Origin of the sequence: Gloeothece verrucosa PCC 7822 (genome assembly GCF_000147335.1) — a bacterium.
Taxonomy (GTDB): Bacteria; Cyanobacteriota; Cyanobacteriia; order Cyanobacteriales; family Microcystaceae; genus Gloeothece; species Gloeothece verrucosa.
This window is the reverse complement of sequence record NC_014501.1, coordinates 2778239-2803502: the sequence shown is the minus strand read 5'-3', so window position 1 is coordinate 2803502 and position 25264 is coordinate 2778239. Positions and strand designations below refer to the sequence as shown.

17 protein-coding genes are annotated in these 25264 nt (G+C 40.9%); 8 read left to right on the top strand and 9 right to left on the bottom strand.

Going from position 1 to position 25264, the window contains the following annotated elements; translation table 11 throughout:
* Positions 1 to 10: 10 nt before the first annotated feature.
* Entirely contained in the window at positions 11 to 1129 is a 1119-nt protein-coding gene (gene nuoH / locus CYAN7822_RS12295; protein ID WP_013322597.1) for an NADH-quinone oxidoreductase subunit NuoH, read from the bottom strand.
* 509 nt (positions 1130 to 1638) lie between these two features.
* Here nuoH and CYAN7822_RS12290 point away from each other — a divergent pair.
* Positions 1639 to 3351, top strand: coding sequence for an ArnT family glycosyltransferase (locus CYAN7822_RS12290; RefSeq protein ID WP_041933227.1), 1713 nt, complete (start codon positions 1639 to 1641; stop codon positions 3349 to 3351).
* Positions 3352 to 3601: 250 nt separating this feature from the next.
* On the opposite strand, the gene CYAN7822_RS39430 is transcribed toward CYAN7822_RS12290, so the two are convergent.
* Positions 3602 to 7474 carry a DUF4347 domain-containing protein gene (locus tag CYAN7822_RS39430; protein ID WP_013322595.1) on the bottom strand — a complete coding sequence of 1291 codons (3873 nt, stop codon included), beginning with the start codon at positions 7472 to 7474 and terminating at the stop codon, positions 3602 to 3604.
* Positions 7475 to 8275: 801 nt separating this feature from the next.
* On the opposite strand from CYAN7822_RS39430, the gene grxD reads away from it, so the two are divergent.
* A complete protein-coding gene (grxD, locus tag CYAN7822_RS12275; RefSeq protein WP_013322594.1) occupies positions 8276 to 8620 on the top strand; it encodes a Grx4 family monothiol glutaredoxin in 345 nt (114 codons plus the stop codon).
* Positions 8621 to 8681: 61 nt separating this feature from the next.
* On the opposite strand, the gene CYAN7822_RS12270 is transcribed toward grxD, so the two are convergent.
* The gene (locus CYAN7822_RS12270; protein WP_013322593.1) at positions 8682 to 8930 is read right to left on the bottom strand and encodes a DUF6761 family protein; all 249 of its coding nucleotides are present in this window, start codon (positions 8928 to 8930) and stop codon (positions 8682 to 8684) included.
* A gap of 314 nt (positions 8931 to 9244) precedes the next feature.
* Here CYAN7822_RS12270 and CYAN7822_RS12265 point away from each other — a divergent pair, with 314 nt between their 5' ends.
* The gene (locus CYAN7822_RS12265) at positions 9245 to 10036 is read left to right on the top strand and encodes a response regulator transcription factor (RefSeq protein WP_013322592.1); all 792 of its coding nucleotides are present in this window, start codon (positions 9245 to 9247) and stop codon (positions 10034 to 10036) included.
* A 98-nt stretch (positions 10037 to 10134) separates the two neighbouring features.
* Here the strand turns inward: CYAN7822_RS12265 and CYAN7822_RS12260 are convergent, their stop codons facing one another.
* A complete protein-coding gene (locus CYAN7822_RS12260; RefSeq protein ID WP_013322591.1) occupies positions 10135 to 10881 on the bottom strand; it encodes an ABC transporter ATP-binding protein in 747 nt (248 codons plus the stop codon).
* A gap of 204 nt (positions 10882 to 11085) precedes the next feature.
* Between CYAN7822_RS12260 and trpD the strand changes: the two genes are divergently transcribed.
* The 4 genes from trpD (at position 11086) to CYAN7822_RS12240 (ending at position 18742) form a co-directional block, all read left to right on the top strand.
* The gene (gene trpD, locus CYAN7822_RS12255; RefSeq protein ID WP_013322590.1) at positions 11086 to 12132 is read left to right on the top strand and encodes an anthranilate phosphoribosyltransferase; all 1047 of its coding nucleotides are present in this window, start codon (positions 11086 to 11088) and stop codon (positions 12130 to 12132) included.
* 292 nt (positions 12133 to 12424) lie between these two features.
* Complete coding sequence (locus CYAN7822_RS12250; RefSeq protein WP_013322589.1) at positions 12425 to 15874, top strand: hybrid sensor histidine kinase/response regulator; 3450 nt, start codon at positions 12425 to 12427, stop codon at positions 15872 to 15874.
* Between the two features lie 169 nt (positions 15875 to 16043).
* Positions 16044 to 17654, top strand: coding sequence for a SpoIID/LytB domain-containing protein (locus tag CYAN7822_RS12245; protein WP_013322588.1), 1611 nt, complete (start codon positions 16044 to 16046; stop codon positions 17652 to 17654).
* Positions 17633 to 18742, top strand: a complete 1110-nt coding sequence (locus CYAN7822_RS12240; protein ID WP_013322587.1) for an AbrB family transcriptional regulator — start codon at positions 17633 to 17635, stop codon at positions 18740 to 18742. Before CYAN7822_RS12245 ends, CYAN7822_RS12240 begins: the two co-directional genes overlap by 22 nt.
* 44 nt (positions 18743 to 18786) lie before the next feature.
* Here CYAN7822_RS12240 and CYAN7822_RS12235 read toward each other — a convergent pair whose 3' ends face one another.
* The 5 genes from CYAN7822_RS12235 to CYAN7822_RS34555 all read right to left on the bottom strand — a co-directional run bounded on the left by CYAN7822_RS12235 (position 18787) and on the right by CYAN7822_RS34555 (position 23208).
* Positions 18787 to 18987: a hypothetical protein gene (locus CYAN7822_RS12235; RefSeq protein WP_013322586.1), complete on the bottom strand. Its 201-nt coding sequence runs from the start codon at positions 18985 to 18987 to the stop codon at positions 18787 to 18789.
* 202 nt (positions 18988 to 19189) lie between these two features.
* Complete coding sequence (locus CYAN7822_RS12230; RefSeq protein WP_013322585.1) at positions 19190 to 19927, bottom strand: dienelactone hydrolase family protein; 738 nt, start codon at positions 19925 to 19927, stop codon at positions 19190 to 19192.
* A gap of 255 nt (positions 19928 to 20182) precedes the next feature.
* The gene (locus CYAN7822_RS12225) at positions 20183 to 20941 is read right to left on the bottom strand and encodes a PAP/fibrillin family protein (RefSeq protein ID WP_013322584.1); all 759 of its coding nucleotides are present in this window, start codon (positions 20939 to 20941) and stop codon (positions 20183 to 20185) included.
* Positions 20942 to 20974: 33 nt separating this feature from the next.
* The gene (locus CYAN7822_RS12220) at positions 20975 to 22180 is read right to left on the bottom strand and encodes an anion transporter (protein WP_013322583.1); all 1206 of its coding nucleotides are present in this window, start codon (positions 22178 to 22180) and stop codon (positions 20975 to 20977) included.
* A gap of 26 nt (positions 22181 to 22206) precedes the next feature.
* A complete protein-coding gene (locus CYAN7822_RS34555) occupies positions 22207 to 23208 on the bottom strand; it encodes a helix-turn-helix domain-containing protein (protein WP_157871808.1) in 1002 nt (333 codons plus the stop codon).
* A gap of 316 nt (positions 23209 to 23524) precedes the next feature.
* Between CYAN7822_RS34555 and CYAN7822_RS12210 the strand changes: the two genes are divergently transcribed.
* Entirely contained in the window at positions 23525 to 25237 is a 1713-nt protein-coding gene (locus CYAN7822_RS12210; RefSeq protein WP_013322581.1) for an arylsulfatase, read from the top strand.
* The last annotated feature ends 27 nt before the right edge of the window (positions 25238 to 25264 follow it).

The following is a 25264-nucleotide window of genomic DNA, read 5'->3' as shown; positions in this document are numbered from 1 at the left end:
TGTTCACTAATTAGCCGCCAAAAGCGATGGGAAAAGCCAGTTTTAGGGCGGCGGTAAGCAGCAAGTTCACTAAAGAAACCGGCAGAAGAAACTTCCAGCCTAAGTCTAACAATTGGTCAATGCGAACTCTCGGGACTGTCCAACGTAAGAGAACCGCAATAAAGATGAGAAAATAAGCCTTTAGCAGGGTCATTATAATCCCCAAAGAAGCAGTGATCACCTGCAAAATGGCATTATCTTCATTCACACCCAACCAACTCGCTAACTTATCTAAAGGAACGGGAGATTCCCACCCCCCAAGATATAAAACCGCAAAAACTAGCGCTGACAGCACTAGGTTAACGTAAGAACCCACATAGAATAAGCCGAACTTCATCCCTGAATATTCGGTTTGATAGCCGGCCACTAATTCTTCTTCAGCTTCGGGTAAATCAAAAGGTAAACGTTCACACTCCGCCAAGGCAGAAATCCAAAAGATTAAAAAGCCGGCCGGTTGCCGCCAAATATTCCAGCCTAAAATTCCATAACCGGATTGTTGCTGTACGATGTCGATGGTACTGAGGCTATTAGACATCATCGCAATGGCCAACACCGATAAGGCGAGGGGAATTTCATAACTAATAGACTGGGCAGCCGCCCTTAAACCTCCTAGAAGAGAATACTTATTATTGGAGGCATACCCCGACATCAACAACCCAATAGGGGCGATGCTAGATAAAGAAATCCAGAGAAATATCCCTACATTGAGATCAGTGATGACTAAATTCTGTCCAAAGGGAACGATCAGATAAGAGACAAATACCGGCAAAACGACTAAGACAGGTCCAAGAGTAAATAACCAAGGATCAGCCTTAGTCGGTATAATGTCCTCTTTAAAAACTAATTTCAATCCATCTGCTACAGGTTGTAAAACTCCTAAAGGCCCCGCATATTCTGGGCCGATACGTTGTTGGGCACCCGCAGAAATCTTTCGTTCTAACCAGACTACTACCAAGACTCCTACTGTCGCCCCAATAATCATTAAAACCATCGGCAAGGGCATCCAGAGAACTTTGGCGACATCGGGGGCAAGTCCCAAGTCTGTCAAACTCTCTATAAAAGTCCCTTGTAGGTCTATTCCTCCGTTCATAGTTGCCGATCTCAATTAAGTTATGAAGATTTTTCTACTACTTCATAGTTAGTATATCGTTGTCTGACTCCTACACCGGTCAGGAAATGAGAAAATTTGCTTATAATTTCGATAGTTAATAACACATCCAAAATATATACTCTAAAGCGGGTAGTTAATTAAACTCAATGCGAGTAAGAGCAATATTGATAAGCTTTAAGTTTGCTACAGTTCGTTCTTTAGCCGCGCCCTAACCCTTCTGGGAGTGCTAAAGGTCAAACTTTTAGAGGGGCAACTATAAACCTAGATAGGCCCAACCCGCCTATTGACCCATAGATAGGTAAAAATTGGCGAAAAAAAAAATTTTAGAGTAAAATAACCTGTTTAGCGGCTTTTTCAACCGACATAATCTTGTAAAATGTTCGGTGATGTTATATTTGGGGCGAAAGTCGGGGCGAGATAACCGCCTCCTGTTTTGATATACTTTACGGCAATCACCAATCAATAGTTTAAAATTATTGACAATCTAGATGATGAAAAATAAATTACTTAATCGTTTATCCATCCCCCCATCAAACAAGACAGAAATACAGGCTATTTTATTCATTATTTTCTGTTGGCTTGGGATGGTATTATTAGTTAATCCTTGGGGAAATTTTCCTCTAAATGATGACTGGGCTTATGCAAAAACTGTACAGTCTGTTCTAGAGAAAGGTGACTTTGAACTTTCAGGATGGACAGCCACGAATTTGTTTTCACAAGTTTGGTGGGGAGCTTTATTTTGTCTGCCATTTGGTTTTTCTTTCACGGCCCTGCGCTGCTCAACCTTAATTATAGGATTAATCGGTATTCTCGCTACTTATGGATTGCTCAGAGAAGCTAATACCAGCCGAAAACTTGCTTTTTTGGGGACTTTGCTCATTGTTGTAAACCCAATTTATTTTGCTCTTTCTAATACTTTTATGAGCGATGTTCCCTTTTTTGGCTTTGCCGCTAGTTCTTTATACCTGTTAATACGGGGTTGGCGGCGTGATTCAACTTTTGAGTTGGTAATGGGATTACTTCTTGCTATTGTCGCTCTTTTGACACGTCAAGTAGGACTGGCAATTTTTTTAGCTTTTGGGTTAGCTTATTTGAGTAAAAATGGCATAAATTTTCAAAATTTATTAAAAGCATTTAGTGTTATATTTTTGGGTTTATCTACTCAAATTATCTATCAAAAATGGTTAGAATTAACTTTTAAAACCCCGAAACTATATGGCAATCAAATTAATATGCTTTTGAGAGGATTGCAGAATGATTGGGGTTTAATCCTGGGAAACTTTTTTGAAAAAACTTTATATAGTTTAATTTATTTAGGATTATTTATTTTTCCTTTTATTATCATCTATTTTTTAGCAGAATTTTCGAATTTTTCTCCTAAAAACAAAAAAACTATCCTCTTCATAATTTCTGGCTTTTGTATTTATTTAATGACATCTTTTTTAGGAAAAGGGGTACAAATGCCATTAGTCACCAATATTTTAGACCCATTTGGAATAGGCCCTTTAACATTGCGTGACACTTTTTTGGGCTTCAATCAGCTACCCAGGCCCCTGAGTCTGAAAATATTTTGGTTAGTTTTAACTGCTATAGGGCTAGTGGGTGCGGCTTTATTGATTTACTATTTTTTCTTGACGCTCAAAAAAATGCTTGGTCATGCTCATAAGTTTAAATTTAAAGAAAATTGGTTAGGGGTTTTGATTTTTTCTACTATCATTATTTATGCTCCTCCAATATTGTTGCTACAAGAAGGTTTTTTTGATCGTTATCTGATAATTTTAATGCCTTTATTTTTAATGCTTGTTGCAAATTATCAAAAACATTTTAGAATTCCCAAATTGAGTTCCCGAACTATCGCATTTTTTCTAACATTTTTGTTCATCTCTGGAGGATTGACAGTTGCCTCTACCCATGACTACATCTCATGGAATCGAGTTCGCTGGCAAGCATTAGATTATTTAACACAAGAATTAAAAATCTCACCGAATAATATTGATGGCGGATTTGAGTTTAACGGTTGGTATTTATATAATGATGAATACATACTCACTCCTAGCAAAAGTTGGTGGTGGGTTGACAAAGATAATTATATAATCTCATTTGGACTTTTAACGGGTTATAAAGAAATCAAACAATACTCATTGAGTAAGTGGCTTCCCATTGGCCCAAAAAATCTTTTGATATTGCAAAAAGTTCCCTAGGCTTCTGGCACAATTCACCTATTCTGGCTACAAAAAACGCTTATGTGCTTTAATATTCAGGTTCAGGGGAAAAGGAATAATGATCTAAAGGGAGCATCCCATTTTTGTAAAAACGTAACTAAAAGCCAAGTCCTGCAAAGGTTTCAGCCTCCTAAAAAAAGTTAAAGTGCAAAAATGGGATGCTCCCGATCTAAACCTTTCCCCTTTAATTTTTTCCCAATATTTATTATTATCTATGCTAATAATAGTTTTAAGCAACTATCACAAAATCGCTGGCGGCTAGATTAGTCCCATTAGCCACCAAATTAGCCAGATAGGCAAACTCAGCGCCGCTTCCTAAACCGGCTGTTGCACCGTTTTGATTGTAGAAAAGGCTACCACTACTACTACTGTAAACGATCACAGCATTGCTCGTAGCGGCGGCTTGATCATCATCCACTATGGCAAAGTCACCTGTGACAAGTCCATTGCCTACAGCACTATTGAGTACACTAAAAGTAGCTTTGCTCAGCACAATTTTATCGGCCACACTGGTAAAGTCATTGATAGTATCCACACCGAGGTCACTACTGACAAAAGCGCGTCCTGTTTGGTAAAGGTAGCGATCATTACCCGCGCCGCCTGTTAAGTTATCATTGCCGGCAGCGCCATCTAAACTATCATTACCGCCCCCGCCACTGAGGTTATCATTGCCATCCCCCCCAGTCAAAGTGTTATTGAGACTGTTGCCAATGAGGCGATCACTTCCACTGCCACCGATGATATTTTCTATCACGTTATTGGCAGAAAGAGTGAGTTTTAAATTATTGGTGACTACTGTTTGGCTGGTGGTAGTGCCTAAGTTAACTTTGACATCCACAAGAGTGCCACTAAAGTCGAGGGTATCTGTGCCGCCTGTAGCAGTTTCACTAATGGTATCGCTGCCTAATTGGCTGATGACGCTATATTTGTAAGAATCGTTTCCATTACCCCCGGCTAACACATTATTGCCACTGTTGCCGATCAGGAGGTTATTGCCACTGTTACCAGTGCCGTTAATATTACCTGTGCCGGTCAATTTCAGGTTTTCAACGCCGCTAGGTAAAATTGTACTAACACTGCTGCTGAGAGTATCGGTAATGGTAACAGTACCTACGCCGCTTGCTATATTAACATTGACGGGGTTAGAAAAAGTCACCTTAAAGGTTTCATCAGCTTCACTAATGTTGTCATTGACAATGGGAATGAACAGACTAGCAGTGGTAGAATTAGCCTCTATAACGAGGGTGTCACTGATGGGTGTGTAATCAAGCTCAGGAGTGGCTGTAACCGGAGTGGTAGTATAGTTGACGCTGATGTCTTGAGAGCTTGCTTGGTTCAGGGTTACGGTAAGGATAGCATAAGCTTCATTGTTCTCAAGCACCGTAACATTGTTGACAGAGAGGATAGGATAGAAGTCGTCATTACTAATGGTACCTGTGACCGGTGTGGAGGTGCCAAGGGTGTAATTAGGGTTAGTGTTGAGGTTGAGGGTAACGGTTTCATCCTCTTCTTTGTTAATATCTGCGGTGGGATCTATGATTAATGTGGCCTTAGATGAACCGGCGGCAAAGGTTACACTTCCTGTAGAAGCACTAAAGCTGGTGGCTCCGGTTTGAGTATAATCATCGTTGTAATTAGCCGTTCCACCTACAGTAAAGTCAACGGTTAAAGCATTCTGTTTGGGACCAATACGGGTAAAGGTATAAACTAGGTTACCGGTTCCATCTTCGGTTACCTTGCTAGGACTAACCGCTAGGGTAATTTCGGTAGTCAGAAAATCGCTGACATCAAGAATTTGTAGTCCCGATTCATCATTAGCTAGGTAAGCAAAATCATCCACGATTTGTATGTCATTTATGAAGCCGCTTAAGTTATTATAAGTCGCTTTTGAAATCGGGGAGGAAGGATTGGAGATGTCTATGATTTCTAGCTCTTGGTTACCACCAACAAAAGCTAATTTGCCCACCACTTGTAAACTTGGTTGAGGGCCAAAAAAGCGATTATAAGTCCCCTTTAAAACTGGGGATAAGCCATTGCTGACATCGATGATTTTTAGTGTTGAATCACCGGCAACATAAGCTATATTGCCCACCACTTGCAAACTTTTTTGAGTTGGAGGAGGACCAAAAAAGTCATAATAACTCGATTTTAACCAGGGAGAGGAGGGATTGCTAATGTCGATGATATCTAGTCGTGAATCACCAACAACGTAAGCGCTCTGGCCCACTACTTGCAAATCGGGTTGAGGACCAAAAAAATTATTGTAAGTGCCTTTTAAAACTGGGGACGAAGGATTGGTGATGTCGATGATTTGTAGTCCTTGGTTACCAGCAAGGTAAGCCCAATTGCCCACAACTTCTATATCTGATGGAATACCAACAAAATTATTGTAAGTGCCTTTTAAAACTGGGGTGGTGGGATTAGAAATATCGATGATTTCTACTGCTGAACTTTCAGTTACATAAGCAAGATTGCCCACTACTTGTATATTTTGTGCCCAGTTAGCGGTACGATAACTTCCTTTTTTAACCGGGGAAGAAGGATTAGTAATGTCTATAATTTGTAGTCCTGAATCCCCATCAGCCAGATAAGCGATTTGGCCCACCACTTGTACATCTTTTGCCGAGCCAGAAGGATCATAATTACTTGTTAAAGTTGGGGAAGAGAGATTGGAGAGGTCGATAATTTGTACTCCCCGGTTCCCATCACTAACATAAGCCATCTGGCCGACCACTTGTATACCTCGTGCCCAGCCAAGAGTATCATAACTCCCTTTGAATATAGGGGCGGAAGGATTAGTGATATCGATGACTTGTAGTCCTGAATCTCCATCAGCAACATAAGCGATCTGGCCTACCACTTGTACACCCACAGCATTGCCAGGAGTATCATAACTCCCTTTAAATATAGGGGCGGAGGGATCGCTGATATCGATGATTTGTAGTCCTGAATATCCATCAGCAACATAAGCGATCTGGCCTACCACTTGTACATCTTGTGCCCAGCCAGGAGTATCATAACTCCCTTTAAATATAGGGGCGGAAGGATTAGTGATATCGATGATTTGTAGTCCTGAAAATCCATCAGCAACATAAGCGATCTGGCCTACCACTTGTACACCTTGTGCCCAGCCAGGAGTATCATAACTCCCTTTGAATATAGGGGCGGAAGGATTGCTAATGTTGATGATTTGTAGTCCTAAATAATCATCAGCAACATAAGCCAAATCGCCCGCTACTTTTACTCCCCAAGCAGAGCCGGGAGTATCATAAGTGCCTTTTAATACTGGGGCCGAGGGATCGCTGATGTCGATAATGTATAGTCCCCAATTCGCATTAGCAAGGTAAGCGAAATTCCCCACCACTTGTATATCTAGTATGGAACCAGGATTATCATAAGTGCCTTTTAACACTGGGGCCGAGGGATTGCTAATATCAACGATATCCAACGTATCACCCACAATATAGGCGTAGTTTCCCACTATAGTTACATCATTTGCAGAACTTATGGGATTCCATGCTCCTACTTTGGTAATGGCTAAAACTGAGGCATACTCGGCTAGACTTTCATCACTAAAAGCAAGGGAAGCGCTAGAATTTTGTCCTACAGTAACCTCTAACTGCCAATTTCCTCCTAAAGCCGCATTTCCTGTGCGGGTTGCTGACGCGCGAATAGTTGCCCCCGTCAACTGATGCAGTTTCTCTATCAATTCCTCTCCGGCATCACCGGCTGCCACATTACACCCATATAACACTAAAGTCGGCTTAGTGACACCAAACCATTCTTTTAGAGAATTTTCATACTTAGCCAAGGTTGCTAAACTCAATTGACTATTACCCAGATATAAACAACCCGGTGAACCATGAGAAACAAGATGAACTGTACTAATGTCTTGACGATGCCGCAACACCTCAGTTATTTGTTCTATCCCATCGGTATCTGTATCGATCAAAACCGCCTCGATATCTGGCAAAACATTTGCTATTAAACCTTGATAATCCTCTATGCCGGCATCGATAAAAGCGAGTGCCCCTTGAAAGCTGACATCATCTAAACTTTTCACCATAACTTTTTTATTTGTGGTTGTTTGAGCAGTTGCCATTTTGCACCTCTTAATTACAAGACAAAGGAAAGTTCCGTAAACAATATCAATTACGGCAAGAATTTTTTATGACAAAAACAAACAACTGATGAAAATTTTCAGGGAGAATAATTTAATCAATAAGCGATTGACAAACTAACTCTATAGCTGCTTGTTGCTGCTCATCAAGACAGGCATAGGGCGTAAAATCTCCTCAATTGTAATCGGAATGATTATAATTGAGCATATTTACGGAGAAAATTTACAATAGTTTATAAAGATGCCATAAGCATGATTTAAAATCGATTTAATCTTGTTTTAATTGACAAATTATAGCAACCGCTCCTGCGCTTAGGACATCTTTTAAACCTCAAACTTAATAGCAATAAGCTTTTAAGTAGTCGGACATAAATAAAGCACTCTATATAAAGAATTGTAAAATGGCTACAATTACCCCACACCCGACACCCGACACCCTACACCCTAACCTCACAGTTAACTTTATTTTTGTCCAGGTACTTACCTTCTGACTTCTGACTTGGGGACTTCTGACTTCTGCTATAACCGCTTTACTTTCCATCGTTAACTAGAGATAATCCAACGCCAATACACTTCATAAGCTGTACTGCATTTAAACTGGTTATTATGATTTTAAGAAAAAACCCTAAAACCATTCCCCATTCCCCTTTCCCCATTCCCCTTTCCCCTTATAACCAACCCCTGACTTCTCAAGCCCTCCACAGCTAGAAGTTTATGATAGACTAAGCACAAGAGCCTCTATGAATGTAACCATCTCTAATCAAGATTTTTGTCCAAGCCATTATGACAACAAACAATCAAGCCCTCTCTCCAGAACTAAAAGCCCGCATTGACAAACTCATCAAAGACAACAAAATTATAGTATTCATGAAGGGCACTAAATTAATGCCCCAATGTGGTTTTTCTAACAACGTCGTTCAAATCATCAGCAGTTTAGGTGTTCCCTTTGAAACCGTTGATGTTTTAGCCGATTTTGAAATCCGTCAAGGCATTAAAGAGTATTCTCAATGGCCTACCATTCCTCAAGTCTATATTAACGGAGAATTTATCGGCGGCTCAGATATCATGATTGAGCTATACAAAGAAGGGAAATTACAAGAAAAGGTTGAGGTCGCTTTAGCTTCCTAATCCACCAGACATCATAAAGGGTAGGCTCAACCTACCCTCCATCATTCTTACAACAACATGGCTAGTAATAATCGGGTTCAGGTTGCGGCAAAGCCATTTCAAAATTAGAAGGATCTCTAAGAAAACGATAAGCGTCCTCTTCTAGACGATGGATAAGATAAGGCTCTAGAATGTTAGTAAGACGCAAACAAGCAAAGAAACCGTCCATATAAGCACGCATTTCCTCAAACCGATGACCTCTGTTCCACATATCCACTAGATCATCAGTGAGCTTTTGGTAATAACGGATCGTTTGAGTATCTTGAAGCATGGATGACAAAAAAATTAAAGAGGACAGGTAAGTAAGAGGAGCTTTTTTAGACACAAGGCGATAGTGTAAACTATACAGTCAAACTAACGCTACTGAACAGGCTAATAAGCAGTGAAATGATACACACTTTACACTTTTATTGTATCGTTGAAATCACGAAAATTTAACCCCGCCAGCAGACTCAACCTAGAAAAAGCTCCCTAAAGGAAGTTTGTTGAAGATTTTAGCGCCACACTACGTAGCGAATGTTACAACATCTTGACATGAGCTTCTGATAGCCTAAATGCTATGAGTTTCAGAAGGATAAAACTAAGGTGGGATTGGTTTATATATCTATTGTTGAGGGCAACCCCCATTTAAGATCGTTACTAGCTTGGCATTTGCAGCAATCTGGTTATTTAGTACAACAATTTGCCAATCTACAACAGGCTAAACAAGCCTTTTCTAATCGTCAACCAACCCTAGTCATTATAGATTCTGACTTGCCCGATGGAGACGGACTAGAACTATGTCAGTGGCTATATCAGCAACGACAATCTTTAATTTTGGTTCTCTCAGCCAGAAATGGAGAAAAAGACGTAGTTGCTGGCTTACAATCAGGAGCCGATGACTATTTGAGAAAACCGTTTGGGATGCAAGAATTTATGGCAAGAGTTGAAGTCTTAGTCAGACGTTTGAGGGTTTCTAGCGCCCCCTTGCATTTAGATTACGGTTGCTTAAAAATTGACTTGGCACAGCGTCGAGTTCAATTTAAAGGAGAATTTATCGAGTTAACTCCTCAAGAATTTAGTTTACTCTACGTTCTTGCTCAAGCTGACGGCGCACCCCTATCCCGTTCAGAATTGTTACGCCGCGCTTGGCCTGAGGCTATTGATAATCCTCGTACCATAGACACTCACGTCCTCTCTTTGCGAAAGAAAATCGAAACTGATCCCAGACAACCCAGTCTGATACAAACCGTTCGCAACGTAGGATATCGATTTAACATCGAAAGTCTCGAGGAACTTAATTCTACCCCAACCCCTCCGGCTGCGGTCATCTCCTCCGCTCATCATCACCAAAATAATGGGCATCAGATGGCTAGAATGATGGTAAAACAGTCTTAAGCGGCTACATACCTAGAAGGCTAGTTGAGATTAGGTAACAGGCAACAAAAAAAGGATAGATGATTTGTTGGCAAATTTAATCACACTTTAAATGGGCCCTAGCTGAATTCATCAAACATGGCCTGACTTTGAGCTTGTTTTAATTGTTCGTGTAAGTTCTCCCAATTCAAAGAAGCGGCTGTATTTTTTAGCTGGATTTGTCCTTGATGTAAATACATCACCTCCGTAGCAAACTGTCGCACCAGATCCAACTGATGATTAACCATGATAATAGCCGTTTCGCTGCTGTGGGATAAATTAATAAGAACCTCCATCAAATGATTTCCATTACCCACATCTAAGGCAGAGGTCGGTTCATCGAGCAGTAAAACTTGCGGCTGCATCATTAACCCTCGAGCGATCGCTACTAATTGGCGTTGTCCCACAGACAACTGTAACTCCGAACGCTCAAACCATTCAAAGGGAATAGATAAACGAGAAGTCCAAGTCTCTATCCGTTGTTGAATTTCCCCTTTTGACAACTGCTGCAACCGCAACGGATAAGTTAACGCTTTCTCCACCGTCATTCCTAACAATTTGGGTTCTTGAGGCACTAGCACCACTCGTTGACGCAGTTGAATCACAGGCAGTTGATTTAAGGATTGCTCTTCGAGTTCAATTAATCCGGAAGTTGGGTCATCAAGTCGGTTAAGAAGTCGTAGCAAAGTAGTTTTCCCGGCTCCTGATGGGCCCACAATTCCCAAGCGTTCCCCCTTTTCAAGCATAAAAGAAATATCTTGTAATAGAAATTGAGAACCTCTCGATAAAGCTAAACTAACTTGTTTGAGTTTTAATAGATTAGTCATTAGTCATTAGTCATTAGTTATTAGTCATTGGTCATTAGTCATTAAGTACCTGGACATAAATAAAGCACTCTGTACCCGCGAATTTTAAAACGCCCACAATTCCCCCACACCCCACACCCCACACCCAAGATAAGGAGTACAGCCCTATTCGGGTGTTCCCTTTCTTTGATAGGATCAAACAAGACAAAGATTGTAAAATTTCCCATGACATCACAAACCATCTCGAATTGGTCAGATTTACTGCAACAGCTACTGGCAAAACAATCCCTCAGCCAAAACCAAGCAGCCCAACTCATGCAGGGATGGTTAAATGAAGAGATTGAACCTGTTGTCTCAGGAGCTATTTTAGCCGCCATTCAAGCCAAAGGGGTAAGTGCTGAAGAATTAGCGGGAATGGCACAAGTTTTAATGGCGCAATCATTATACCAAAATCCTATTAACCACAACCAACCGGTTATTGATACTTGCGGAACCGGTGGCGATGGGGCCTCTACCTTTAATATATCTACTGCCGTTGCTTTCGTTGCCGCCGCCGCCGGGGTAAAAGTGGCCAAACATGGAAATCGTTCGGCCTCTTCTAAAGTGGGGTCAGCAGATGTGTTAGAGTATTTGGGCATTCATCTGGCTGCTCCGGCTCCACAAGTAGAAGCCGCTTTAGAGGAAGTCGGCATAACCTTTTTATTCGCACCAGGTTGGCATCCGGCTCTCAAAAGTGTGGCAGCCATGCGAAAAAGTTTGAAAATCCGAACCGTTTTTAATTTATTGGGCCCCTTAGTCAACCCCTTACGTCCTACCGGTCAAGTGATTGGCGTATATGATCGACAATTTTTAGCTTCCATTGCCTCAGCACTCAACCAATTAGGCATCGCCAAAGCGATCGTCGTACATGGGCGAGAAAGATTAGATGAGGCGGGATTAGGCGACTTAACTGATATTGCCTTACTCGAGCGAGGTCAAGTAAATTTAAGCAATCTCAACCCCGAAAAATTGGGCTTGACAACCGCTCCCATTAGTGCCTTAAAGGGAGGCAATGTACCAGAAAATGCCGAGATACTAAAGAATATTTTACAAGGAAAAGGCACTCTTGCCCAACTCGAAGCCGTCGCCTTAAACGCGGCTTTAGCCTTACAGGTCGGTGAAGTCGTGCCTTTTGAGGCGCATCAGCTAGGGATCGAAAAAGCCAAAGAAATTATTAGCAGTGGTGCGGCTTGGGAGAAATTACTGGAGTTAGTCAAGTTTCTCTCTCAGTAAATTTAACTAAAATTGTTTCCTTTGTCTCAAAAGAAATTTATATTTTGTCCTTGAAAATTTTAGGCGAAATTTGGGTACATTGACTGTAAAGGGACACAGCAGTCAAGAAATGAAAACTCAACCTTTTTTAAAAGTGCATCGGCTCTTAGCATTAGCTAGAGACATTTCCGTAAACACTAGACCTCAGTCGATCGGGTCTGGCTAAAATACTGTCTGTGCGTGAGTATCTCTTACCCTATCCCCTTCCATTCCCCATTGGTTGATTTAAAAGCAAACTTGACAGGAAACCATTATGCTACGCCATGACCCTGACAATTTATTTGAGGATGATCTAGCTGAATTTTTAGATAGTTTTGACGATAAAGACTCTTCATCTTTTATTGATGTTTACAGAGAGAAGAAGATTGAAACTTCCTCTGAAGATGAGATGGAGGATTTAGCGAGTTTTTTTGAAGATAATTTTGAGGATCTAGACGACAATTCAACGGAGGTAAACTTGTTTTCTAGCCTAGCTGATTCAAGCTCAGACGAAGAAATAACAAGTGTTCCATTGCCATCAGACCAAGAAATTCAAGAAATTTTTAGTGAAGATCATGAAGGGGAAAAAGATAATCATTCAGGAGTCATCTTAAGTACAAATGAAATTATAGATGTTGAGGATAATCTCATTAATGCTCATACGTTAAATTTATCCGAGCCGAATGAAGATGATCAAGCAATTCTCAGCTTATTCACCGAAAACTTAACGGATGAAGATATTAATTATCCAGAAACCCTCAAACAAAAACAAGACCCCTTCTTTTTCGAGCCAGAAGAATCCGAACCAGAGAATCCTTGGGATGAACTAGAGCAACTACTCGCTGACGATAATAGATCCTCAAGCCTTTCAGTAGAAATTCCTCCAATATTAAAAGTTCCTATAGAAAATAAAGCTGATAACTCCCTTCCCGACTTCTACGAATCCTTAGAAGAACTGGATCACCTGTTGGAAATACCAGCAACCCATTTAGCAACAGAACTCAATAGCCGAGTGGATATTGAGCAGTTAGAAGCGATAATTAATGCTCCTTGTGGCACAGAAATTGACCAGTTATCTAAGACTTCAGTATCTGGAAAGGTAGAACCCAGATCGGGATTGTCAAAAGATAGTGAGATTATCGACGATTTAGATAAAGAGATCAACGAACTATTCAGAAAAACCGTCAATCAAAGTATTGGCTCTAAGCCGGCCGTTAGTCAAAAGAAACCTGCCAAGCAAAAAAGTATCGAGCAAACCATGCGGGTTCCCATCAAACAACTCGACAATCTTAGTAACTTGATCGGGGAATTGGTGGTCAAACGGAATCGACTCGAACAAGACCAAGAACGTCTGAGATTATTCTTAGATAACTTACTCAATCAGGTACAACAATTGAGTGATGTCGGCGGCAGAATGCAAGACCTCTACGAACGAACTCTGCTAGAAGGTGCTTTGCTCGCCAGCCGCAATCGTGCCAGACAAGATAATCAGACAAAATCCTTAAACAGCAATACTTCAACCTCTGAGGGAAACTCACTGTTTGATCAAGACCTGGATGCTCTAGAAATGGATCGTTTTACCGACTTCCATTTACTATCTCAAGAAATGATTGAATTAATTGTCAGAGTCCGAGAATCAGCCTCAGATATTCAATTTATTGTCGATGAAACAGACCAAGTCGCTCGCAGTTTACGACAAGTCAGCACTCAATTGCAAGAAGGCATGACCAAATCCAGAATGGTTCCCTTTGCTCAAAGTGCGGATCACTTGCCGCGAGCCATTCGAGATATTTCTGTCAAACTGAATAAACAAGCCAAATTACAGGTAGAAGGACGCGATGTTTTAATTGATAAAATGATCGTCGAACATCTGTCATCCCCGATGATCCATTTAGTCAATAATGCCATGACTCACGGGATTGAATCGCCTGAAGAAAGAATACAAAAAGGAAAACCCCCAGAAGGTCGAATTTTAGTGCGAGCTTTTATTCAAGGGAATCAAACGGTTATTTCTATTTCAGATGATGGGGCCGGCATTGATGTCAACCGAGTCAAACGCAAAGCCATCGAAAAAGAACTCATCACCCGAGAAGAAGCCAATATCCTCACTGAGCAAGAGGTGTATGATTTTCTCTTCCATCCAGGTTTTAGTACCAAAGACAAAGCCGATGACTTTGCCGGTAGAGGGGTAGGACTCGATGTGGTGCGAAAAGAAATGATTGAGGTGCGAGGCACTGTAACTATTGATTCGGCCCTAGGTAAAGGAACAACTTTTACCATCCGCCTGCCTTTAACCCTCAGTATTAGTAAAGCCCTCTGTTGTTTGAGCAATCATTTCCGCATAGCTTTTCCGATGGATGGGGTAGAAGATATGAAAGACTTCCTACCGGGTGAAATCAAAACCAATGCCCAAGGAGAGCCTTGTATTCCTTGGTATGAGGGAACAATCCCTTTCCAACCCCTCAATAAATTACTCACCTTCAACCGTTATCTCAGTCGAGGCAATGTTTATGGCGGCAGACAAGAAGAAGATACTGTTTCTATTGTGATTCTTCGCAGTGGGGGCAATTTTTTAGCGGTTCAAGTGGATCAGGTATTGGGAGAACAAGAAATTGTTATTAAACAAATAGAAGGCCCCATTCCCAAACCCATTGGTATTGCTGGTGCAACCGTGTTAGGAGATGGAACGGTAATGCCCATTGGTGATGTGCTAGAACTGATTGAAATCGCTCAAGGAAAAATTAAACCTGATGGTTCTGGTAGTCCTTGGCATAAAGTGGCCATGGCGATGCAGATTCCTTTAGAAGCGAAAACAGAACCAACCGTTCTCATTGTGGACGATTCGATTACGGTTCGGGAAATACTCTCTTTAAGTTTTAGTAAGTCCGGCTATCGGGTGGAACAAGCGCGAGATGGACAAGAAGCTTGGGAAAAACTGCGTTCAGGTTTACCCTGTGATATCGTTTTCTGTGATATCGAAATGCCGAGAATGAATGGGTTAGAATTACTCTCTAATATTCAAAAAGATGAAAAACTTGCTCATCTGCCTGTGGCGGTTTTAAGCTCTCGCGGGGCAGAAAAACATCGTAAAGTCGCCGCTAAATTAGGGGCTAGTGGTTATTTTACCAAGCCTTACACAGAAAAAGATTTATTGGATGCGGCTAAACGGATGATCGCCGGCGATGTTCTCTTAGCAGGTAGTATAAGACCCAAGAGAAAGCCTAAAGTGGCCACTAAAACCATTCCTCCTACCCCTATTGGTCAAACCCAGTCGAAAAATCCCCGTCTGACTGTTCCTGGAACTTCGCTACCTCCATCCAACTATCGCGTTTTAATTATTGATGATTCGGTGATGGTACGAGAAATGCTATCTATGACTTTTGGTAAGGTCGGATACGAAATCGAACAAGCCCGAGATGGACAAGAAGCTTGGGAAAAATTGCGCTCGGGTTTGACCTGTGATTTAATTCTCTGTGATATCGAAATGCCGAGAATGAATGGGTTAGAACTGCTTTCTCGTCTTCAAGAAGATGCAAAACTCTCGGCTATCCCCATCGCTATGATTACCTCTCGAGGAGCGCAAAAAATGCAGAATATAGCGGCTGAACGCGGGGCTAAGGGCTATTTTGTCAAGCCTTATATTGATTCGGTTTTACTCGATTCGGCCAAGCGGCTGATTGCCGGGGAAGTCTTGCTAGAAAGAGACTCTAAAGTGGAAGGGTAATCTCAGATCTTGCACCTGTGTCTAATGGTAAATAAATTGGTGCAAGATCTCTTGAAATTCTAAAAACAAAGTTAAAGCAGGAAACAGTTTTAGCATTCTCTTAGTCAGACAGGCAAGATAATTAAGATAAATCTTTATTTTTAATCACGCAAGGCAAGAGTAGCTTAAGATGTCAATACTGACAACCAAAACACGCCAAGGTAGAAAACCCCTTTTCTGGGTTGGGTTAACTTGCTCTTTTTTGCTGAGCTTTACCCCTTCAGCTAAGGCCAAAGATGTCGAATTAAAAATCGGTATTATACAACGTTTTGGCGAAGAAGTCAATGATAAATTAACTATTGCTAGTGTCAGTGGCGATAGCCTGACTTTACAGTTTCAGGGTGCCAATGGTCAACCCCAAAAGCTACAAACGAATCAGGTGGTACTAGAAATCGTTAATGAGCCATTATCGAGTCCGGTTTTAGAAGAAAGGGTAGTATTAAGCGATCATGCGACCTTTGAAACGGCTGAAGACAGCGCCCAAAGATGGAAAGCATTGGGCATTCAAGTAGAAGTCACCCAACCTGAACGTTGGCAAGTATGGGCTAAACGGAGTGTTTATCAAACGCCACTACTACGTCGTTGGTTACTGCAAAGTTTAAAGGCAAAAGGCTATCAAGAACCTTATTTAGACTCTGCCGTCGTTTCCCAAAAACCCCAAGCCGCTTTTAAGCTCAATGGGGTTCGCTATGCTTTAAGTCAATTAGATATTACCACTAATACCAACCAGGTTAGACTGACAGATCAAAGCAATCAAACTCGGGTTTATGCTGGGAATTTACGCTTACAACCCAATGCTTATGGAACTTATACTTTAGTCAATCAAGTTCCTATAGAAACTTATTTAAGAGGGGTAGTGCCTTATGAAATTGGGCCCGGTGCGCCGCCAAATGCCACCAAAGCTCAGACCATCATCGCCCGAACTTATGCTTTAAGAAACTTGCGACGCTTTGAGGCAGATAACTATGAACTCTGTGCCACTACCCACTGTCAAGTCTACTATGGACTGAGTGGAACCATCTCGAAAGTAGATCAGGCAATTGCAGAAACTAAGGGTTTAGTTTTAACCTATAACAATGAGTTGGTAGATGCGCTTTATTCTTCGACCACAGGGGGAATTACGGCTCCGTTTAGTGATGTTTGGAATGGGGTAGAACGTCCCTATTTACGAGCTATTATTGATTCTCCCAATCAAGTTTGGAACCTCTCACAACAGTCTTTAGCAGATGAAGCGGCTTTCCGAAAATTTATTAGTTTAAAAGATGGGTTTAATGAAACCGGTAGAAATGTTTTTCGGTGGAATAAACAAAGTAGTATTGAACGGTTAAATGCTGATTTGAAAAAATATCTAACGCGGCGTAAAGACCCGAGTGCGAATTTTAATACTATTGTGGGAATGCAGGTGACAAAGCGCTCTCCTTCGGGTCGGGTATTAGTTTTAACGGTTCAAACCGATAAAGGCGTGATCGAGTTATATAAAAATGAAGCCCGTAGTGCTTTCGGGCCTCCTCAAAGTACCCTATTTTATGTTGATCCAATTTATGATGCTAATAAGAAATTACTCGGGGTTTCCTTTGTGGGAGGCGGCTTTGGTCATGGGGTTGGTTTAAGTCAATATGGCTCCTATAATTTAGCAAATTTAGGTTGGTCTGCCGAAAAAATATTAGAATTTTATTATCCTGGGACTGTTATTCAGCCGTTGAATGATTCTATTGTATTTTGGAAAGAGGAAAAACCCTAAAACCTAATCTGAGTTCCATCACTGTACTGACCTTACAGTTAGCAGCCGCAACCCTTGCAGGTATTGCCGCTTTTTTGCTGGATATTCCTGGAGATTGGTTACTGGGTCCTCTACTGATAGGAGTCTTGGCGACTTTAAACCCGGACAAGGCCCAACCCTTACCCCCCAGTTTAGCCACCGCCGCCCAAGTCATTATCGCCCTGGGGACAGCAGCTAGTTTTTCTCTGTCCACCCTTTTTCAAGCCGCTCATTATACTTTAGCGATGCTGATGTGTATTGTGCTTACGGGGGGTTTGTGTTTAGGCAAGGGTTATTTATTATGGCGTTGGGCGGGTATTGACATTAAAACAGGCTTTTTAGGTTCCATTCCTGGGGCAGGACATAGTATTGTCGCCATGAGTGAAGAAATGGGAGCAGATGCCCTTGCGGTTGCTGTATTTCAATATCTACGGATTTTATTAGTTCTCATTCTTATCCCCCTCCTTGCTGGCTATTTTTTCCCGGTTGACTCTGTATCAGTGAATGTTCCTTCTGTCATTACCCATCAGTTTTCTCTAACTGAATTTAGCGTCAATTTGGCTCTCTTAACTCTGTTGGGTGCTTTGGGAGTTTTAGGAGGGCGCTGGTTACGTTTACCGCAGGCTGTATTTATCGGTCCTCTTTTAACGGGATTACTGGCTTTTTGGTTTTTTCCTTATCCGCTATATCTTCCCAAATTAGTATTAAATATAGGCTTATTATTACTAGGGCTTTCTATAGGCTTAAAATTTAATTGGCAAGCGGCTCAGAAGTTGATCAAAGCCGTTTTGATTGAGCTAATTTTAGTGATAATTTTGATTCTTGGTTGTCTCGGGGTTGGGTATGAATTTCACTGGCTAACTGGAGTAGATCTGATCACCGCTTTGTTAGGTTCAACGCCTGGGGGACTAATGGCCGTGATGGCGGCAACCATTCAGTTAGGCGGAGACTCGGGGTTAGTTTTAGGGATGCAAATGAGTAGAATGTTTCTGATTTTATTAATCACTCCTTGGTTGGCTAGTTTTTTGTTAAAAACGCCTCAAAAAGTTGATGAGGATTTTTCTGAGTAATTTTTAAGTGTTAATCTATTAACCGGAGCAGTGTCTAAATACCTTTAGTAGGGAATGCGTTCCCCAGTCCAATTGATCCAATTATTTTGAGCTTGAGAAGGAGAACAAATTCCTACTAAAACTTCTTCAGCATGGCATTGTTTAACTAAATCAATACCAAGCGCAGTCTTGATCATGTAAATAATGAGTAAAAAAATGAGGCTGTTGTTGATCCAGTTTCCTAAATTCATGGTCTGTCTCTGCATTTAAGCCTCCAGTTTTGATTAGGCTTTGAATCTACTTTAAGTTTATCGATAAGCTCAAGTATTATCCTTCATGCAAAAAGGTGAAGTGGAACCATCCTAATAGGATGAAATTTTAAACAGTTAACGATTATTTTGTCCAAGGAGTGAGTTTGAGAGAGCAAAAATTTTGAGCAAAACCGCTTTTATGGAGCAATGGGAAAGCTTAATTTAAGACTCGTTGTAAAAAAGTGGTTATTTCTGTCCAAGCTAAGTCAGCCGCAGCCGGATCATAACGGTGTCCATCATCTCGCATAAAGGTATGATCGGCCTCATAAATCAAGATTTGATGAGAAACTCCTGCTTCTTGAAGAGATTTTGCAATCACCGTGCGACCCTCTTGAGGCACATGGGGATCAAACGAACCAAATATCATTAACACTTTTCCCTTAATTTCTTTCATGCGCTGTTGTGTATCTGCTATGCCTTTACCGAGTTTCCCGCTATGAATACCGGTGGGATAACAACAAACGGCGGCTTTAATATCTTTTTGTAGAGCCGCGCGAAAGGCCAAATGACCACCAATACAAAACCCCATCGAGGCGATTTTTTCAGGAATAACCGTACTCTCACTTTTAAGAAATTCGATCACCGCAGTGGTATCAGCGTCATACTCGCGAATCTCGGTGCGTCGTGCATCATCATTCCCCCGCATTCGGCCAAGGTCATCTGGTTCAATGACGGACCCTACCGGTTCTAGGCGATGAAAAATTTCCGGCGCGGCTACAACATAACCATATCCGGCCACTCTATCAGCAAGCCGCGTAATTGGTCCCCCTAATTGATAAATGTCTGAGTAGAATAATATTCCGGGATATTTGCCTGTGGTTTTGGGAGCGGCTAGATAAACCCGCATTAAACTGTCGTCTACTCTTAATTCGACATTACGTTTAGTAATTTGCACTGGTTAATGACTCCTGGGGTTGCTTTATCTACCTACACAATAGCGGCTAGGTTCAGAAAGATCTGTTCATTTGCTGTTATTTATCGGAATTTTTGCTAAAGATATTCTTAATTATGGGATTATAAACAAGGGTTTTGCGGAGCGCCGTAAGGCAGCAAAATTAACAGGAATGGGTGCGTTACGCTCGGCTAACACACCCTACTTTTAGCTCTTAAAGAATGCCCCAAATGTAATATTGAGGAAGATTTTACATCCTTATGTTGAGAGACGTTGGCAAACTAAAACCGTCCCTTTTTCTCCGCGAGTAATTCTTAATTCTTCATCCACATAAATAATGTCTAGGCTGCCTTTTGGTGGACGGCGCATACTAAAAGAAACTTCGCCGGTTTTCGGGTTCATTTGCTCAGGAGGAACTAGACCAAACATTATCTTCGCCATAACCGCACCGACTTTTTCTTTCCAACTCTTGTTAGAAGATTTAGATTGTTGGTTAAATAGGGATTTCCAAACATCTAAATTTTGCTGTTCTTGGGGTTTCATCATACTGCCTGTAAATTGAACCTGTAAGCTACTATCGGTTTTCGGCTCACAAATCCCAAAATTATGAACAATTCCTTTTATTTCAGGTAAATTATCTTCTATTGTGGTAAATTCTACGATGATATCGTGACTTCTTTGTTGTCCATTGTTGACAGGAAAAACGGGCTGTAAAACTCGATCAATAACCAGTTTCAGTTTTACCGGTTGAAACATATTAAAAGCCAAACGACCAAGTGTATAGCTATATTTACCATGTTCAAGCAATTCTCCACCAGGAAAATTGGGGGCACTAATTAATAACCAATTTCCGTCTAATAGGTTATTATTACGGCTTGGGGCTGTAGTGGGGTTTACTGCCTGTAATTTTTCGATAGCATTGATAACGACTTCATGTTTTGTATTGCCGCCATAAGTGGCAAGTGCTTCTCTTAATTCGGTTTTAAGTGCTTGTTTTTCTCCAGTTTGAGTAACCATCTTATTAGTGAGTGAACAATTAACTTGTCTTTTCTACTTTACAAAATTAATAGCAAGATAAGCTACTATCAAGGTGAGCAGGGTTAGCGGGAAACCAAAACGCAGATGTTCTTTAAACCCTAACGGATAACCTAATGATGAAGCCGCTTCTGCCACAATGAGATTAGCCACCGAACCAAAGAGGGTTAAGTTGCCGGCTAAAGTCGAACCTGCGGCTAACAATAACCAAGCGGAAATATCAGTCTTTTCAATTAACGGATGTAATACCAATACCGCCGGCACATTAGAAATTAAATTTGATAAGATTGCTGTTACTGCTAAAAATTTTAAAGGGCTATTTGAAGGTGGTGTTAAGGCGGCTAAGAGCTTGAGTTTTTGGGTAGCATAAGTTAGCACAAATAAACCCGAAAACATAATTAATAAATTCCAATCAATTTGTAAAAAAACTTTTTGCGGTTTGATTCGTCGAGTAATTAATAATAATGCGGCTGCGGTTAGAGCGGATTCTCCTAAAGGCAATCCCAAAGCAAAAGCGATTAATAATCCGATGGTAATGATAAGGGTTTTTCTTAATAGAGGTTTATAAATTCGATAACGAAATAGGGGAGAATGAGGTGAGGGTTTAGTTGAGCGAACTTCGGGATATAATAAACAGAGTAATCCGATTTGTAACCCTAAACTGATCACAGCAATAGGAGTTAATGCTCGAGCAAATTCTAAATAGCTAATAGGAGCAAAAGAAGCGATTAAAATATTTTGAGGATTGCCGCTCAGGGTAGCCACTGAACCGCAATTTGTCGCGGCGGCTAAAGCCAGTAAATAAGGAATTGGATTAAGATTTAATCTTTGGGTTAACTGTAAAACTAAAGGGGTAAAAATTAACGCAATAGTATCATTAAGAAACAAAGCCGAAAGCAAGCCAGAACCAAAAGTTAAAACACAGAGTAAGCCGAAGGGACTACGGGTTAAATGCAACAGAGAATTTAATGCTAATTGAAAAAAACCTGAGTAAGCCAGATTAGCATTTAAGATCATCATACTAAGCAGAAAAACAATGGTATTGGCATCTATGGCTTTCCAGGCTTCTTCTAGTGTTAAAACTTGTAAAGTAATTAACGTTGCCGCACCGACTAAGGCAATGGTTGCTCGGTTCATGCGTAAACCGGGAAAGTTGCCTATTCCTAACCCTATATAGGTTAAGATAATGACTAAATCAATCAAAATTTGTTTAAGTTCCATCTAATTTATTGTAGATTAAAAGTTTTCTACAACTTTTTCAAGCTGTTAAAAACCCCTTTTTGTAGGGTTTGTGAAGGCAGTTCCCCGAACATTTTTTTATAATCTCTAGCAAAATGGCTAAAACTCCAAAACCCCCATTGTTGCGCTACCTGCATGACTGTTGTTGTCTTGGGATCTGCCCTTTTTAAGAGGCGGCGTACCCCGTTAAGACGTTGAATTTTAATATAAGCTATTGGGCTAAGGCCAAATATATCTTGAAAGCCATAAGCTAAAGCACTACTACTGGTTTCTAATTTGTTGCATAGTTGTTCAAGGGTTAAAGGCTGTTCAGGGAAAGATAGAGCAATCTCTAGGGCTTTTTTAACCAGAGAATAACGGCGAAAAGGCTTTTTGACTTTCTGGTTTCTGCGGGAGATCGCGCCTAGGGTATCCAGCAGCAGTGGCAAGAAATCTTGCCTAATCAGGGCTTGAAATGGTGCTTTACCTATTAATTCTGGTTTTTCAGCCAATAATTGGGATATTTGCCCGTAATACTCTCTTAGATAACGGAAAGTGGCCGGATGGGCACTGACTAAATTATTTTGCATAAACTCAAAACCTTCATATCCCATTTTCTCGGCTAAAGACTCAAAGGCTTGCAGATTCACATTAGCTAGGACAATTTGAGTATCTTTCTCAACAATGACATCGACTGGGCGAACTAAATCAAAACCAAATAGATCCGATTTTTTGACGGCTATACCATGAGCAATAACAGATGTTTGCCTAGATTGAAATGTGATCGCAAAAGTTCTATCGCAGCTAGACTTGGGTCCCTTGGCGTAGAGGGATTGATTCTGGCTAATAGAGGTAAATTGTAGCCCAGAAAAACGAAAATGATTAATTTTGCCTTTAAATAAACCTGGGGAGGTTTGGTTAGCAACAATCGTTAATGGCTTTAAGGCTTCAGTGAAAAGATCAATGTCATCAAACTCATGAGTGACGACGAGAGAGTTTTTGTTAGGGTTATGATGTGATTTTAGAGACATATTGGGATGATAGCTTTTAAAAACAAACTTAAATTGAGATTTAAAGTGAATATAGCCTATTTTACCTAAATAAGATATATTATCTTTATTCTTGAACTTTAGAAAAGTTGGAATTTTGGTATATTCTCTCTTGAGAAAAAATACCATAATGTTGGTTGTCAAAGTTTAATAACTTGACTATTTGATTAAAATTCAGCTTTTGAGTTTTTTAAAAGCTTAATAGCTCATGTTTACTGGCGTAGTTTTCTGATTGTGCCCAAAATGATCACGAGTTGACATCAACTCTAAACAGCTTTTTTTTAACGGTCAAAAAGATATGAACCATTTCATCAAAAAAGTAGTCACTGTAGTGGCTACCATCGCCCTAGCGATCAATTTCGCGCTGGTCAATGTTTTTCCCTGGAGTATAGGGAATATTGCCCTTGCTCAAACCATCAGCCCAAAAAAGCCTAATATTCTAGTCATTATGGGTGATGATGTCGGTTGGTTTAACATCAGTGCCTATAATCGAGGCATGATGGGCTACAAAACCCCAAATATCGACCGTATCGCCTCAGAAGGGATGCTTTTTACCGATGTTTATGCTGAACAGAGTTGTACAGCAGGTCGAGCCGCTTTTATCACGGGTCAGAGTCCCGGACGCACGGGGATGACTAAAGTTGGCTTACCGGGTGTTCCCATCGGTTTAAGTGGTGAAGACCCAACACTCGCCGAGTTGCTCAAACCTCTAGGTTATGCTACTGGTCAATTCGGGAAAAACCACTTAGGAGACTTAGACGAATTTCTGCCTACTGTTCATGGTTTCGATGAATTTTATGGCAACCTCTATCACCTGAATGCTGAAGAAGAACCAGAAAACCCAGACTATCCAAAAAACGAAATATTTAAGCAAAAATTAGGACCTAGAGGAGTTCTTCATAGCTATTCCCTTGACTATGTGACACAGGAAAATCCTGAAATAACTTGCCCAGAGGAAAATCTATCTAAGTACGAAGATGAGAACATACCCGGCTTAGGCCAAGTCATTTGTAACACCGGTCCCCTGACTATTGAGCGGATGAAAACGGTAGATGATGAATTTCTGGATGCTTCACTAGAATTCATCAACAAAACCCAGCAAGAGGGCAAGCCATTTTTTGTTTGGTTTAATACCACTCGAATGCACGTCTTTACCCATCTCAAAGATGATTCCTATAATCCTGACCTAGAAAAATATGATGATATTTATGGTGAAGGGATGGAGGAACACGATCAAGATGTAGGAATACTGCTTGATTACCTAGATGAGCAGGGATTAACTGATGATACGATTGTCATCTATACCACTGACAACGGTGCAGAAGTGTTTAGTTGGCCTGACGGTGGTACAACGCCTTTTCACGGTGAAAAGAACACTAACTGGGAAGGGGGTTTCCGTGTGCCGGCTATGATTCGTTGGCCAGGTTATATCGAAGCAGGTCAAATCTCTAACGAAATTATCTCTCACCAAGACTGGTTGCCAACACTTTTGGCGGCGGCGGGAGCGCCTGATGATATCGCAGAACAGTTAAAGAGCGAAGACGGTTACAACGCCGGTATTAAGACTTTCAAAAAGATTCATTTAGATGGTTATAATCTCTTGCCTTATCTAACGGATCAAGAATACCATTCGCCTCGTCGTTGGTTTGTCTATTTAACCGACGATGCTTATCCGTCCGCCATCCGGGTTGATGATTGGAAAGTCATTTTTAGTGAGCAGCGAGCAGAAGGCTTTGAGGTTTGGTCTGAACCCTATGTTAATTTGAGAGTTCCTATGATTCTCAATCTGCGCCGAGATCCGTTTGAAAAAGCCCCAGAAGAGTCAAATAATTACATTGACTGGCGCTTCCGACATACTTTCGTCATTGCTCCTGCCCAAATAGTAGCCCAAGAATTCTTAGATACTTTTAGAGAATATCCTCCCCGACAAAAGCCTGCTTCATTTAGCATTAATCAGATGCTAGAAGATTTATTGAAAGATCTAGAAGCCGGGGCAGGAACAACCAATTAATTTATTTTTGGGATAAGAATCTCTTAT

Coding starts and splice junctions, on each gene's coding strand:
- CYAN7822_RS39430 (WP_013322595.1), bottom strand. CDS start 7,474: ATGGCAACTGCTCAAACAACCACAAATAAAAAAGTTATGGTGAAAAGT.
- CYAN7822_RS34555 (WP_157871808.1), bottom strand. CDS start 23,208: ATGTCTCTAAAATCACATCATAACCCTAACAAAAACTCTCTCGTCGTC.
- CYAN7822_RS12235 (WP_013322586.1), bottom strand. CDS start 18,987: ATGCAGAGACAGACCATGAATTTAGGAAACTGGATCAACAACAGCCTC.
- CYAN7822_RS12250 (WP_013322589.1), top strand. CDS start 12,425: ATGCTACGCCATGACCCTGACAATTTATTTGAGGATGATCTAGCTGAA.
- CYAN7822_RS12220 (WP_013322583.1), bottom strand. CDS start 22,180: ATGGAACTTAAACAAATTTTGATTGATTTAGTCATTATCTTAACCTAT.
- CYAN7822_RS12270 (WP_013322593.1), bottom strand. CDS start 8,930: ATGCTTCAAGATACTCAAACGATCCGTTATTACCAAAAGCTCACTGAT.
- grxD (WP_013322594.1), top strand. CDS start 8,276: ATGACAACAAACAATCAAGCCCTCTCTCCAGAACTAAAAGCCCGCATT.
- trpD (WP_013322590.1), top strand. CDS start 11,086: ATGACATCACAAACCATCTCGAATTGGTCAGATTTACTGCAACAGCTA.
- CYAN7822_RS12210 (WP_013322581.1), top strand. CDS start 23,525: ATGAACCATTTCATCAAAAAAGTAGTCACTGTAGTGGCTACCATCGCC.
- CYAN7822_RS12260 (WP_013322591.1), bottom strand. CDS start 10,881: ATGACTAATCTATTAAAACTCAAACAAGTTAGTTTAGCTTTATCGAGA.
- CYAN7822_RS12245 (WP_013322588.1), top strand. CDS start 16,044: ATGTCAATACTGACAACCAAAACACGCCAAGGTAGAAAACCCCTTTTC.
- CYAN7822_RS12290 (WP_041933227.1), top strand. CDS start 1,639: ATGATGAAAAATAAATTACTTAATCGTTTATCCATCCCCCCATCAAAC.
- CYAN7822_RS12225 (WP_013322584.1), bottom strand. CDS start 20,941: ATGGTTACTCAAACTGGAGAAAAACAAGCACTTAAAACCGAATTAAGA.
- nuoH (WP_013322597.1), bottom strand. CDS start 1,129: ATGAACGGAGGAATAGACCTACAAGGGACTTTTATAGAGAGTTTGACA.